The organism is Pandoraea horticolens, from assembly GCF_902459555.1.
Lineage (GTDB): Bacteria > Pseudomonadota > Gammaproteobacteria > Burkholderiales > Burkholderiaceae > Pandoraea > Pandoraea horticolens.
Window position 1 is genome coordinate 100,472 of record NZ_CABPSM010000014.1, and the last position, 13,890, is coordinate 114,361.

8 protein-coding genes and 1 pseudogene are annotated in these 13,890 nt (G+C 63.9%); 6 read left to right on the plus strand and 3 right to left on the minus strand.

The window, feature by feature from the left end; all coding sequences use genetic code 11:
• Window positions 1-16: 16 nt before the first annotated feature.
• The 5 genes from PHO31112_RS20510 (at window position 17) to PHO31112_RS20530 (ending at window position 9,451) form a co-directional block, all read left to right on the plus strand.
• Window positions 17-5,041, plus strand: coding sequence for an NAD-glutamate dehydrogenase (locus tag PHO31112_RS20510; RefSeq protein WP_150622541.1), 5,025 nt, complete (start codon window positions 17-19; stop codon window positions 5,039-5,041).
• Between the two features lie 193 nt (window positions 5,042-5,234).
• Window positions 5,235-6,257, plus strand: a complete 1,023-nt coding sequence (locus tag PHO31112_RS20515) for a PhnD/SsuA/transferrin family substrate-binding protein (RefSeq protein WP_150622543.1) — start codon at window positions 5,235-5,237, stop codon at window positions 6,255-6,257.
• A gap of 73 nt (window positions 6,258-6,330) precedes the next feature.
• The gene (locus PHO31112_RS20520) at window positions 6,331-6,864 is read left to right on the plus strand and encodes an OsmC family protein (RefSeq protein ID WP_150622545.1); all 534 of its coding nucleotides are present in this window, start codon (window positions 6,331-6,333) and stop codon (window positions 6,862-6,864) included.
• Between the two features lie 88 nt (window positions 6,865-6,952).
• Entirely contained in the window at window positions 6,953-8,068 is a 1,116-nt protein-coding gene (locus tag PHO31112_RS20525; protein ID WP_150622547.1) for an LLM class flavin-dependent oxidoreductase, read from the plus strand.
• Between the two features lie 162 nt (window positions 8,069-8,230).
• Window positions 8,231-9,451 (plus strand): MFS transporter, encoded by a 1,221-nt coding sequence (locus PHO31112_RS20530; protein WP_150622549.1) that lies wholly within the window; start codon window positions 8,231-8,233, stop codon window positions 9,449-9,451.
• 18 nt (window positions 9,452-9,469) lie between these two features.
• Here the strand turns inward: PHO31112_RS20530 and pdxR are convergent, their stop codons facing one another.
• Window positions 9,470-11,035: a MocR-like pyridoxine biosynthesis transcription factor PdxR gene (gene pdxR, locus PHO31112_RS20535; protein WP_150622551.1), complete on the minus strand. Its 1,566-nt coding sequence runs from the start codon at window positions 11,033-11,035 to the stop codon at window positions 9,470-9,472.
• 257 nt (window positions 11,036-11,292) lie between these two features.
• On the opposite strand from pdxR, the gene PHO31112_RS20540 reads away from it, so the two are divergent.
• Window positions 11,293-12,018: a GNAT family N-acetyltransferase gene (locus tag PHO31112_RS20540; RefSeq protein WP_150622553.1), complete on the plus strand. Its 726-nt coding sequence runs from the start codon at window positions 11,293-11,295 to the stop codon at window positions 12,016-12,018.
• 107 nt (window positions 12,019-12,125) lie between these two features.
• Here the strand turns inward: PHO31112_RS20540 and PHO31112_RS20545 are convergent, their stop codons facing one another.
• Window positions 12,126-13,418 (minus strand): NCS2 family permease, encoded by a 1,293-nt coding sequence (locus tag PHO31112_RS20545; protein WP_150622555.1) that lies wholly within the window; start codon window positions 13,416-13,418, stop codon window positions 12,126-12,128.
• 91 nt (window positions 13,419-13,509) lie between these two features.
• A pseudogene (locus PHO31112_RS20550) lies at window positions 13,510-13,788 on the minus strand (porin); the annotation flags it as partial.
• Window positions 13,789-13,890: the final 102 nt, after the last annotated feature.

Genomic DNA, 13,890 nt, shown 5'->3' on the forward strand with positions numbered 1-13,890 from the left:
CCGCTTGAGGTTGCCCATGCCCGTGAATTCGGAAGAGAAAGTCCGCCAGCACATGGCGGAAGTCGTCACGATGGCCCGGGAGCGTGCGCCAGAGGTGGCTGCGCTGTTCGAACCCTTCGTACGGCATTACTACGGTCTGGCCGATGCCGACGATGTCGTCTCGCGCAGTGTCGCCGATCTTTATGGCGCGGCGATGGCGCACTGGCAACTCGGCCAGAAATTCGTCTCCGGCGAGCCACGCATCCGCATCTATAACCCCACGCTCGATCAACACGGCTGGCATTGCAGCCATACCGTCATCGAAATCGTGAACGACGACATGCCGTTTCTCGTCGATTCCGTGACGATGGAGATCAACCGGCAGGGGCTGGCCCTGCACTCCGCGTTTCATCCGGTCTACCGTATCAGGCGCGACGCGGCAGGCAAGCGCCTCGCGGTGGTGCCGGGCAGCGGCCTCGTTCGGCCCGAGCCTGGAAGCACGCATGTTCCGTCCAATGGCGGGAGCAACGTGGGGGCATTGCTGGCGGCCGGTGCGTCGGATGTGGCGCCACAGAGCGACAGCGACACCACGGCCGACGACGGCCGTTTCGAATCGTATATCCATATAGAAGTCGACCGCTTCTCCGAGCCCGAGCGCATTCAGGCGCTGGCGGACGGCCTGCAACGTGTGCTTGGCGACGTGCGCGCTGCTGTCGAAGACTGGCGCGCGATGCAGGCGGCGGCTCATGCGGCCATCGAAGCTCTCGTGCAGCATGCCGGACGAAAGGGCGTGAGTTCGCAGGAGCGGGCGGAGATCGACGAAGCGCATGGATTCATCGGCTGGATGCTTGCCCGTCACTTCACCTTCCTCGGTTATCGAGACTATGAACTGATCGAGCGCGACGGCGAGCACTATCTGCAAGGGGTGGTGGGCACCGGTCTGGGCGTGCTTCGAGAGGCGCGGCGCGACGCCAGCACCCCCGACGTCACCCGTCTGTCGCCCGGCGCCATCGGCATCGTGCGGCAGAGTGCGCCAATTTTTCTGACGAAGGCGAATTCGCGGGCCAGCGTGCACCGCCCCGGCTATCTCGATTACGTGGGCGTCAAACGCTTCGACGCCCAGGGGCGCGTGTGCGGCGAGCGTCGTTTCCTGGGGCTCTACACGTCGACTGTCTACATGGTGCCGGTCGACGAAATTCCGTTCGTGCGCCGCAAGGTCGCCGAGGTGATCGGGCGCACCGGCTTCCTGCCGAACGGGCATCTGGCCAAGACGCTCGCCACGATTCTCGAACAATATCCGCGCGACGAACTTTTTCAGATCGAAGTCGACCAACTGGCCGATATCGCGCTGGGCATTCTGCGATTGCAGGAGCGTCAGCGCACGCGCTTGTTCGTGCGACGTGATCGCTTCGACCGCTTCGTGTCGTGTCTGGTGTTCGTGCCGCGCGAGAAATTCAACACCGATCTGCGCGTGCGCGTGCAGAACCTGTTGCAGACGGCCTATCACGGCACGAGCGTGGAATTCACGCCGCAACTCTCCGAGTCGATGCTCGCGCGTATTCACATCACCGTGCGCACCGAGCCGGGACACGTGCCGGACGTCGATGTCAACGAACTCGAAGCGAGCATCGTCGAGGCGACGCGCCGTTGGCAGGACGACCTGTCCGACGCACTGCGCGAACAGTTGGGCGAAGAGCGCGGCACGCGTGCACTGCGGCGCTTCGCGCAGGCGTTCCCTGCCGGGTATCGCGAAGATTACGCCGCCCGCGTGGCGGTGCGCGACGTCGAGTTGATCGAGCCGCTGCTGGCAGCCACGCCGACGGCCCGCGCCGGTGCCAGCGGCGCTACACCGCTCGCCATGCAGCTCTACCGGCCGCTGGAGGCCTCGTCTGGCACGTTGCGCTTCAAGATCTATCAGGCGGGCGAGCCTATCGCGCTCTCGCGCAGCCTGCCAATGCTCGAGCACCTCGGCGTGCGGGTGAATGACGAGCGTCCGTACCGTATCGAGCCTGCCGACACGGGGGCCGTCTGGATGCACGACTTCGGTATGACGAGTCTGGATGGTGCAGACGTCGATCTCGAGCACGCCCGCTCGCGCTTCGAAGATGCCTTCGCGCGCATCTGGGCCGGCGATGTCGAGAACGACGACCTCAATCGTCTGGTCTTGCAAGCCGGGCTGACGTGGCGAGAAGTGCGTATTCTGCGGGCGTACGCGAAATACATCCGTCAGGTGGGTTCGACCTTCAGCAACGCGTATATCGAGAGTGCGCTGACCGGAAACCCGTCGATTGCCGGCGTGCTCGTGCGTCTGTTCCTCGCCCGTTTCGATCCGGCGCTGAGCGAGCCTATGCGCTCGTCGCAGGCAGAGCGGCTGCGCGCACAGATTCATGCGGCGCTCGAAGACGTTCCCAATCTCGACGAAGATCGCATTCTGCGTCAATTCCTTGGCGTGTTCGAAGCGACGTTGCGCACCAACTACTTCCAGACGGGCAAGGACGGTGTCACGCAAAAGACATACCTGTCGTTCAAGTTCGATCCATCGAAGGTACCGGGCCTGCCCGACCCGAAGCCGATGTTCGAGATCTGGGTGTACTCGCCACGTGTGGAAGGTGTGCATCTGCGCGGCGGACGCGTCGCGCGTGGCGGCCTGCGCTGGTCGGATCGCCGCGAGGACTTCCGCACCGAGGTACTGGGTTTGGTCAAGGCGCAGATGGTGAAGAACACCGTGATCGTGCCGGTCGGCTCGAAGGGCGGCTTCGTGGTGAAACAACCGCCGTCGCCGGGCGACCGGGATGCTTATCTGGCCGAGGGCGTGGCGTGTTACCAGATGTTCCTGCGCGGCTTGCTCGATCTGACCGACAACTATGTCGACGGCCAGCTGGTGCCGCCGCCGCAAACCGTGCGTATCGACGGCGACGACCCCTATCTCGTGGTCGCGGCCGACAAGGGCACGGCCACCTTCTCCGATTACGCCAATGCCATTTCGGCGGAGTACGGTTTCTGGCTTGGCGATGCTTTCGCGTCGGGCGGCTCGGTCGGGTACGACCACAAGAAGATGGCCATCACGGCACGCGGCGCCTGGGAGTCGGTGAAGCGTCACTTCAGCGAGATCGGCGTCGACACCCAGACGCAGGACTTCACCGTCGTCGGCATCGGCGACATGTCGGGCGACGTCTTCGGCAACGGCATGTTGCTCTCGAAACACATCCGGCTCGTGGCGGCGTTCGATCATCGGCACGTTTTCCTCGACCCGAACCCCGACGCGGCGACGTCGTTCGCCGAGCGCGAGCGCATGTTCCGGCTGCCACGCTCCAGTTGGGCCGATTACGACACGAGTCTCATCTCGGAGGGCGGCGGTGTGTTTCCCCGCACGGCCAAGGCGATTGCACTCTCACCGCAGGTGCGTGAATTGATCGGTACCGAGGCGACGGAAATGCCGCCGAACGACCTGTTGCGCGCACTATTGAAAGCCCCCGTCGATCTGCTCTACAACGGCGGCATCGGCACGTACGTGAAAGCGAGTCCCGAGACACACGCACAAGTGGGTGACCGCGCCAACGACAGTCTGCGGGTGAACGGTGCAGAGCTGCGCTGCAAGGTCGTGGCCGAGGGCGGCAATCTTGGGCTCACGCAACTCGGGCGCATCGAGTACGCGCAGCACGGTGGGCGCATCAACACGGATGCCATCGATAACTCGGCGGGCGTCGATTGCTCCGATCACGAGGTCAACATCAAGATTCTGCTGGGTCTGGTGGTGGCCGATGGCGAAATGACGCTCAAGCAGCGCAACACGTTGCTCGCGGAAATGACGGAAGAAGTTGGTACGCTCGTGCTGCGCGACAACTATTTGCAGACGCAGGCTTTGTCGCTGGGACGGTTGCGCGCGGCGGCGGCGCTCGACGACGACGCGCGCTTCATGCGCTATCTCGAGCGGGCACAGCGGCTGGTGCGCGCCATTGAGTTTCTGCCCGACGACGAAGCACTCGACGCGCGTCGCGCGGCCGGGGCGGGGCTGACGTCGCCGGAGCGCGCGGTGCTCATGGCGTATAGCAAGATGTGGCTCTACGACGTACTGCTCGCAAGCGATCTGCCCGATGCCGACTTCGTTGCCGAGGAGTTGCCGTCCTACTTCCCCACGCCGCTGGCGAGCCGATGCGGCGCGGCGATGCTGCGTCACCCGCTCAAACGCGAAATTCTCGCCACGATGCACGCCAACGCGCTCGTGAACCGGGCAGGGGTGACGTTCGTGCACCGGTTGAGCGAGGAGACCGGCGCGGAGCCGGCCGACGTTGTGCGGGCCAGTCTGGCGGCGCGCGGCGCCTATGGCCTCGATGCGCTATGGCGCGAGGTCGATGCGCTCGACGCACGGGTCTCGCACGAAACACAGGCGTCGCTCTTTACGGCCATCGCACAATGGCACGAGCAGGCGACGTTGTGGTTCCTGCGCCGGCGGCTGGGCGATGTGCCGCAGACCGTCGAGCGGTTGCGCGGTGTGCTCGATCCGATTCTGCCGACGCTCGACACGTTGGTCAGCGGTGAGGCGGCTGAGGATGCGCGCCTCAAGGCGCAGGCGATGATCGACGCTGGTGTGCCGCTGTCGCTTGCACAAACGGCGGCGGGGATCGGCGCGCGAATGGCATTGCTCGACATCGCGGAAGTGGCCAGCACCAGCGCGCGCGAGCCGGCGCTTGCCGCGCAGGTGTATTTCTCGCTCGATGCGCCGCTCGGCTATGGCTGGTTGCAGACCGGCATACTGGGTTTGCCGATGCAGACGCACTGGCAACGGCTCGCGCGTGCCACGTTGCTCGAGGAGTTGTCGGTGCTTAGGCGGCGTTTGACGGCCAGCGTGCTCGACGGCGGGGCGCGGGCAGAGGCCGCCGTTCACGCTGCCGACGTCGCCGACGCGAGTCCGGCAGGCAGACTGGTCGCCGGGTGGCAGCACGCGCATGCCGAGGCGTTGGCGCGTTATCACCGCGTGCTTGCCGATCAGGTGGCCGTGGGCAATACCGATCTCGCCATGCTGTCGGTGAGTCTGAAGGCATTGGCGGAGGTCGGGCGCTGACGTTTGGCGGATGGCGGTGGGTGTGATGTGACGAGGGGTTCCGGGCGCGGTCACGATCGAGAGATCGATGGCTTTGCCGGGATTGCATATGCGGCGGGCGCGGAATTCCTTGTGGCGAATCGTTGGTTGGGCGCGCGGCCCACGGATGATGTAATCGACACGGTTATTCGTTTTTCACCGTAGAGGACACCCCGTGGGTCGTAGACGTTTTCTCTCCGGCGCGCTTCGTCTGGCGGGCGCTGCCGCGTTTGGTTTACCGCCGCTAGCCGTTTCCAGGCGTGCCTATTCCCGTGACGAATTTCGTGCCGCGCAGGCGATTCCCTCGGGCGTGACGCTGCGCGTCGGTCTGGCGAGCCGTCTCGGCCCAGACGTTCAGCTTCAGATCGCGGGTGCGTTGCGAGACCTGCCTTATCGCATCGAGTGGGCGAGTTTCGATGCGGCGCCGCCAGCGCTTGAGGCGCTGCTCAGCGGACATATCGACGTTTTCTCGGGGGGCGACACACCAACGCTGGCGATTGCCGCACGGCCGGGCAACGCCTTCGTTGTGGGGGCACAGAACAATGGCCTGTACGGGGCGCTGCTGGTGCGTGGCGATTCGCCGCTGCACCAGGTCAGCGAACTCAAGGGCAAGCGCGTGGCGGTCTTTCGCGGCTCGGGCTTCCACAATAGTCTCGTGTCGATCATCGAGCAGGCGGGTTTGCGCTGGCAGGATATCGAGCCGGTCTATCTGACACCGGCCGACGGTCTTGCGGGACTCATCGGCGGCAAGGTCGATGCCTGGGGCATCTGGGACCCGAATGCGGCGATTGCACAGCGCCAATACGGGGCGCGCATCCTCGCGACACCTCAGCGCCTGTCGTACGCCTTCCAATTTGCCAGCAAGTCCGTGCTTGGCGACAGCGCCCGTCGCGCCGCCTTGCAGGACTATCTCGTGCGGGCACAGACCGCTGCCGATTGGGTTCGGACGCATGCGCAGGCATGGGCGGGCAAACAGGTCGAAACCGCACGTCTGTCGCCTGACGCTGCCGCGCTTGCCGCGAGCCGCACGGGCGGGCAGTTCACCCCCATCGACGACGCGCTCATCGCCACCGTGCAGCAGGAAGCCGAGCGCTTCGCGTCGCTCGGCATCATCGCGCGGCCCGTGGAGGTGCGCCCCGTCTTCGATGCCCGTTTCAACACCGTATTGGCGGCGGCTGCCGCGCGTGCGACGGCGTGAGGGTGTCGCCTGTTTTCCTTGTCCTCGCGCCGTTCATCCCATTCATTTCATCGACTTCATCGAAGAGGTTTTCGTGAGCAACTTGCGTGAATATCTGCTGCAAAAGAAAGGCGCCGTGACAAGCTGGCGCAACAAGATTCGCGACGACGGTTCGCAACCCGCGCAACTGAGCGCGCGTGTGAGCGCCGAAGGTCGCACGGGCGTGCGCCGCATCCGCGTGCGCGACTTCCAGATCATCTTCGATAGCGGGCCCGAACTGGCGGGGCATTCGCTGGGCCCAGGTTCGCAGGAGATGCAGCTCGGCGTGCTGGGTACCTGCCTCACGCACATTTTTCTGACGCAGGCGGCGTTGCAGGACGTGCCGCTCGATGCGATCAATGTCGAGGTGACGGCCTACATCGATCACCGTGCCGGGCAGCCGGGTTTCGAGAACGTGCCGGTCTATCCGGTCAACGTGCGCTACACGGCGCATATCGAATCGCCCGCGTCGCGCGAACAGATCGCGGCGCTGCACGAAGCGGTTGAGCGCACCTGCCCGATCTACAACTTCCTGATCAACCCGCAGACGATTCAGGGCCAGATCGAGCACACCCGCACTGCCGCGTGAGCGTATGGAACGACTTCCGGCGTGGGCTGCGTTCACGCTGGCTGATGTTGATCGATGTTGATTGATGCTGATTTAGGAAACACCTGTCATGCCCATCGAGATCCTCGGCACGGTGTCGCACAGCCGTGTCACTGAGACGACCGGATTGCGCGGCGCCAGTGCCTTTGAACCGGAGTACATCGCGGCGGTAGCACGCGCCCACGAGCAGGCAGGGTACGACCGTGTGCTGATCGGACACGAGTCATGGCGTCCGGACGCGTTCCAGATTGCCGCCTATGTGCTGTATCAGACGTCGAGGCTCGGCGCGCTAGTGGCACATCGCCCCGGCTTCACGCAACCGACGCTGGCTGCGCGTCAGGCGCTCACGCTGGAGCGACTGGCCGGGGCAGGGCGCGTGGCGTTGCACATCGTCACCGGAGGCGACGAAGCAGATCAGCGTCGTGACGGCGATGAGGTGCCGCACGACGCCCGCTATGTGCGAACCGACGAGTATCTCGACGTACTCAAACGCGTGTGGCGCGAACCGTCCACGTTCTCTCACCACGGCGACTTCTATCGTGTCGATGGTGCGTTTTCGGCGGTCAAGCCGCACCATCCCGATTCGATCGAGCTGTCGTTCGCGGGGGCGTCGGACGGGGCGGTGCGCGTTGGCGCCAAGCATGCCGACATCTATATGCTCTGGGGCGAGCCGCTTGCACCGACACAGGCGTTCGTCGAGCGGGTTCGGGGCGAAGCGGCGCGACACGGGCGGCAAGTCCGTTTCAGCGTATCGCAGCGCCCGATTCTTGGGGCGACCGAAGCCGAGGCGTGGGAGCGCGCCGAGCATATCTTCGAGACATCGCGCCGTGAACTCGAGGCGGCCGCGAAGGCGGATGGCCCGCAGTTCTCGTCCCCGGTACGCAGCTCCGTCGGCGCGAAACGGCTCGACGCCGTGGCGCAGGAGCAGGACGTGGCTGACGAACGCCTCTGGCTCAAGTACACGCGGCTGCTTGGCGCGGGCGGCTCAACGTCGGCACTGGTCGGCACGCCGGAGCAAGTGGCGCAGGCCTATCTTCGTTACTACGACATTGGCGTGAGCGCCTTCTACATTCGCGGCTGGAATCTGCTCGACGACACCCTGGCGTATGGCCAGACGCTCATTCCCCTGCTGCGCGAAGGCGCGGCCGAGAGGGACCGGGCGCGCGGGAATGTGGCCAATCGGTAGCTGAAAATCCGGTTCGCCGTCATTTTTTAAGCGTTTACACAAAAAACGCGAAACGGCGTATCATCCGGGAAAACCCTAGGATCGAGTTGACCTATGCGCATGCTTGCCCGGCGCGTGGGTTGGCGCTTCCTGGGGTTTCGTCGATTCTTGATCCCCTGTGCAATGCCTAACGACACCCGCCCTTCGAACGGACAGTTCGCGACGACGTTGCAGATCGTCTCCACCGTGTTCTTCACGTTCCTCTGCTATCTGACGATCGGTTTGCCGCTCGCAGTGCTGCCGTCGTTCGTGCACGTGGATCTGGCTTACAGTTCGGTCGTCGCCGGGTTGGCCATCAGCGTCCAGTATCTGGCGACGCTGCTCTCGCGCCCCTACGCCGGGCGCACGGCTGACGCGTGGGGACCGAAGCGCACCGTGCTGTGCGGATTGGTGGCCTGCGGCGCATCCGGGTTGCTCGTGGCGCTGGCCGGTGTGTTCTCCGACGTGGCGTGGCTCTCGCTCCTTGCGTTGATTCTCGGGCGTCTCGTGCTGGGTTTCGGCGAGAGTTGGGTGTCGACGGGCGCGATCATGTGGGGCATCGGGCAGGTGGGGCCGTCGCATACCGCACGCGTTATCTCGTGGAATGGTGTTGCGACATACGGCGCGTTGGCGCTGGGCGCACCGTTGGGCGTCGCGCTCGACAATGCCTATGGCATTGAAGCGCTGGGCGGTGCGATTGCGCTGTCCGGCATTGTGGGATTGCTGCTGGCGCGCATGAAGCGCGCGACACCGGTCATCCACGGTGAGCGTCTGGCGTTCCATGCCGTGCTCGGCCGCGTATTGCCGTTCGGCATGGGCCTTGCGCTGGGTTCCATCGGCTTTGGCGCCATCTCCACCTTCATCACGCTTTACTACGCGAGCCATCACTGGGACAACGCGGCGCTTGCGCTGACCGCGTTCGGTGTGTGCTTCATGGGCGTGCGGCTATTGCTTGGCAGCAGCATCGGGCGCTTCGGCGGCTACCGTGTTGCGATGGTGTCGTTTGCGCTCGAAGCGTTCGGCCTGATCGTGCTTGGCATAGCGCCGACCGGATTCACCGCGTTGTTGGGGGCGGCACTCTCGGGGGCGGGCTTCTCGCTGGTGTTTCCGTCGCTGGGCGTGGCGGCCGTCAACTTGGTGCCGGCGCAGAACCGTGGTGCGGCACTGGGTGCGTACTCTGTGTTTCTCGACGTTGCGCTTGGCGTGACAGGGCCGGTAGCGGGCCTGATCGTGGGGGCGTATGGGTACGCCGAGGTGTACTTGTGTGCGGCCATCGCCGCCATCGCGGCCGTCTTGCTGACGTTGTGGATGGCGCGAGTTGCACAGGCTCGCGAAGGCGGCAAGAAAGTCGCACAAACTGCGTAATGCCGCACGGCGGCGCGATCAACTTGCCGCTGACTTTTGCGCTGCCACGAGGGTGGCAAGCCGCTTGATCAGACTGGGGATACGCGAAGCATCCGTATCGCCGTAGCCGATCACGAGACCGTTATCTGAGGGCTGTGGGTCGAGTGCAAAGCTCGACAGGGCGCGGGGGCCGATGCCTTCGCGCTGTGCGGCGGCCACGATGGCTTTGTCGGGGAAAGCGGGGTCGAGCCGCACTGTCAGGTGTAGGCCACAGCGTTCCCCGATCACCGCATACGCCGGGTCGAAATACGAGGCCAGCGCGTCACGCAGTGCGGTCTGACGTTCCCGGTACAGACGCCGCATGCGGCCGAGATGTCGCGCGAACTGACCGCTTCGGATGAAATCAGCCATAGCGAGTTGTTCGAAGCGATGACCGCCGCGCAGGAGTTCGTCGAGTGCATCGCGGGCTTGGGTGGCGAGTGTCGCGGGCAGAATCAGGAAGCCGAGGCGGAGTGCGGGAAACATTGTCTTGCTGAACGTCCCGACGTACACCACGGGGCTATCCGGCACCATGCCTTGCATGGCGGCGATGGGTTCGCCTTGATGGCGAAACTCGCTATCGTAGTCGTCTTCCAGAATCCAGGTACCGTAATGTCGAGCCTGAGCGATCAGATCGAGGCGGCGAGCGGCCGACAGCACGCTGCCGAGCGGATACTGGTGCGATGGGGTGACATACACCAGCCGTGGAGGCGACGTTTCCCACAGACCTTCCGGAATCACGATCCCTTCGTCGTCGACACGAAGGGCTTGGAGGCGAACATCGCTCGAATGAAAGGCGGCCTTGGCGCCGCGATAGCCGGGATCTTCCATCCAGACCGTATCGCCGGGGTCGGTGAGTAGCCGGACGCAGAGAATCAGCGCCTCGTGCGCGCCTTCCGTAATGACGACCTGAGAGGCATCGCAACGCACGCCGCGAGAGATGCGGAGGTGTTCGGCGATGGCTTCGCGCAGGGCGGGTTCCCCGAGCGGGTCGCCATAGTGATAGTGGCGGGGTTGGGCCTCGCGCATGACCCGTTCGAGTGTGCGACGCCAGGTACTGGCGGGAAAGCGAGTGAGCGCGGGCACACCGGGGGTGAACGGGAGGGGTGTTTCGTTGGCGCGGGCGGCGTGCCGGGTGGATGGTAGGCGTTGAATGCGTCGTGAGGCGGCGGGTGTGGCGGGGAGATCGTCCGGCAGCGGGGGCACGAGCGCGTTGGCCTGTTGTTTGGCGGCTTCGGCGGCGAAGTGTGGGTCGAGGGAGAGTTGTGCGACGCGGGTACCGAGTCGGTGGGGGACGATGAAGCCTTCGGCGGCGAGTTGATCGTAGACGATGGAGACGGTGTTCCGGGAGACGGCGAGATCTTCGGCGAGGGTGCGGGAGGCGGGAAGTCGGGCACCGGCGGGCAGGCGGCCTTCGAGAATGGCGTGTTTGAGTCGGGAGAGGAGTTGTTTTTGGAGAGAGGCGCCGCGACCGGGCTTGACGGTGAGGGGGCTATCGAAGAGTGCGGCGACGTTTTCCGGTGGGTGATCGTGGAGAGCGGGGCGGCTTTTCGGGGCGGTAATCATGGCGACGGGGCGAAATAGAGGGGGAGGGGTGTCCAGGCGCAACCGAGAGCGTGTGCTGCCGGACCGGAGCCCCATTCCGCTGCGAGTTGGGTCACTGTCTGAGTGGCGGAATGGGGCTCCGGTCTGGCTTTCGGCGGGTTTAGCGCAAATCCTGGCACCATGAGATTCCGTTACAGTGGTGCTTTTAATCGTACCACTGAAGCGATACCTTGAGCGTCATGAACTGAACGTGGGCCAATTTTCGGAGAAAGAAGGACATGACTGACGCACCAAACTTCAACGATTACGACCAGCCGATCGGTGCTGCGCTGCCGGATTGGAAGCCGCGAGCTGCGCCGTCTCGTACGCCGATCGAGGGGCGTTACTGCCGGATCGAGCCGATTGACGTGGAGCGTCATGCGAAGGATTTGTACGAGGCATATGCCGGAGCATCGGACGGCCGCGACTGGACATACATGAGTGGCGGCCCGTTCCCGGACTTCGACAGTTACTACGCGTACGCGACCAAGTTGGCGTCGTCTACTGATCCGTTGCATTACGCGATCATTGATCGGGAGACGGGCAAGGCGGTGGGGACGTTTGCGCTCATGCGCATCGACGTGGCGAACGGCGTGATCGAGGTTGGGCATGTGGCGTATTCACCGTTGCTCAAGCGCACGCGTGCGGGTACGGAGGCGCAATACTTGTTGATGCGTCGAGCGTTCGACGAGTTGGGTTATCGCCGATACGAGTGGAAGTGCGACGCTTTGAATGCACCGTCGCGCAGGGCGGCGGCGCGTTACGGCTTCATCTTCGAGGGCATCTTCCGTCAGGCGATTGTGTACCGGGGCCGTAGCCGCGACACGGCGTGGTTCTCGATTATCGATGGCGAATGGCCGGCCATCAGCCGTGGTTTCCAGCAATGGTTGTCGCCGGAGAACTTCGATGCGCAGGGGCAGCATCGCACGGGGTTGGCGGCATTGATTTCGGCCGCGAAGGCGTGAGTGCCGGATAGGGCAACGGCCGCAAGTCGCAGCATCGCATCACAATGCAAAACGGCCCGCCGGGAAATCCTCCGGCGGGCCGTTTTGTCATGGAGATATCGAATCGATCAACCCGGGAAGAACGCGTACTTCAGCACGAACAGGACGGCGATTACCCAGGCGGCCGGGTGAACTTGTTTCGCGCGGCCCGTGAACAGCTTGAGCACGGCATACGAGATGAAGCCGAATGCCAGACCCGTGGCGATCGAGTAGGTGAACGGCATTGCCAGTGCGGTCAATGCGGCCGGGGTGGCTTCCGTGATGTCGTCCCACTCCACGTCGAGCAGTTCGCGCAGCATCAGACCTGCGACATACAGCAGTGCCGGGGCGGCTGCGTAGGCGGGTACCGAACCGGCCAGCGGAGCGATGAACAGTGCGAGGATGAAGAGCACGGCAATCGTGAGGGCGGTGAGGCCCGTGCGGCCGCCGGCTTGAACGCCCGAGGCACTTTCCACGTAGGCTGTCGTGCTGCTCGTACCCAGCAGCGAGCCGATGAAAATCGCGATCGAATCGGCGAAGAGCGCGCGGCCAAGGCCCTTGTAATGTGTACCTTCGAGCAGACCGGCGCGCTTTGCCACGCCCATCAGCGTGCCGGTGGCGTCGAACACTTCCACTAGCACGAACGCGAGAATCACGTGAACGAAGCCTGCGTGCAGTGCGCCTGGAATGTCGAGTTGGAGGAACGTCGGGGCCAGGCTTGGCGGCATGGCGAAGACACCCTGGAACTGGTTCAGGCCCAGGACCATCGAGAGAATCGTCACTACCAGAATGCCGATCAGAATGGCGCCACGTACGCGCAGGGCGTCGAGCACGGCAATCAGGAAGAAGCCGAAGATCGCGAGCAGCGCTTGCGGCGAGTGGAGGTCGCCCAGACCGATTTTCGTCGCCGGGTTTGCCACGACCACGCCGGCGTTACCGAGCGCGATGATCGCGAGGAACAGCCCGATACCGGCCGCAATTGCACATCGCAACGATTTGGGCACCCCGGCAATCAGCCATGAGCGTATGCCTGTTACCGTCAGGATGATGAACAAACACCCTGAGATAAACACCGCGCCCAGCGCCTGCTGCCACGTGTAGCCCATTGCGCCGACGACCGTGAAGGCGAAGAAGGCGTTCAGCCCCATGCCCGGCGCCATGCCGATCGGGTAGTTCGCGACGAACGCCATCACCACTGAGCCGATGGCGGCCGCGAGACAGGTCGCCACAAACACGGCGCTCTTGTCCATGCCGGTCGTGCCGAGGATGTTGGGGTTGACGAAAATGATGTACGACATGGTGAGGAAGGTCGTGAGACCGGCCACCATTTCTGTTCGTACATTGGAGCCATGCTCCTCGAGCTTGAAGAATTTAGTCAGCAACGTGCTCTCCTTGTGACTTTGTTATGCCGTTGTCCGTGTGCAGCGGGGGCGCGCGCATTGTACTGTGAGCGAACCCGTGCAGCCGAGTTTGTCAGAACTTGGTGCGCATGCCCACCCCGAAAGTATTCCCGGCTTCGAGCCCGGACACCTTGTCGTTCAGGTAGGCCGCATAGAGATCCGTGCGCTTGGAGAGGTCGTAATCGTAGCCAAGTGCCCAGGTGCTTCGGCTCGTGTCGTTCATGCCCGAATTCTTCGTATAGGCGAACGATGCCATCACGCTACCCGCGCCGAGCGGCACCGACATGCCTAACTGACCGCCGTTCGACGTCAGGTTGCCGCCGGTAATCGTGTTTTTGATGTGCTGATATCGGTGTTGCTTTGAGGCGTGATTATTATTATCAAGTTGCCTCATGTGACATATCACTTGGCTTTGATACTCGGTATTCCGTTGTTGACGGCACAATTTTCGGGT

What these genes read in the sequence shown, in the direction of transcription:
- PHO31112_RS20540 (WP_150622553.1), top strand. Translation starts at nt 11,293, where the DNA reads ATGACTGACGCACCAAACTTCAACGATTACGACCAGCCGATCGGTGCT.
- pdxR (WP_150622551.1), bottom strand. Translation starts at nt 11,035, where the DNA reads ATGATTACCGCCCCGAAAAGCCGCCCCGCTCTCCACGATCACCCACCG.
- PHO31112_RS20525 (WP_150622547.1), top strand. Translation starts at nt 6,953, where the DNA reads ATGCCCATCGAGATCCTCGGCACGGTGTCGCACAGCCGTGTCACTGAG.
- PHO31112_RS20530 (WP_150622549.1), top strand. Translation starts at nt 8,231, where the DNA reads ATGCCTAACGACACCCGCCCTTCGAACGGACAGTTCGCGACGACGTTG.
- PHO31112_RS20510 (WP_150622541.1), top strand. Translation starts at nt 17, where the DNA reads ATGCCCGTGAATTCGGAAGAGAAAGTCCGCCAGCACATGGCGGAAGTC.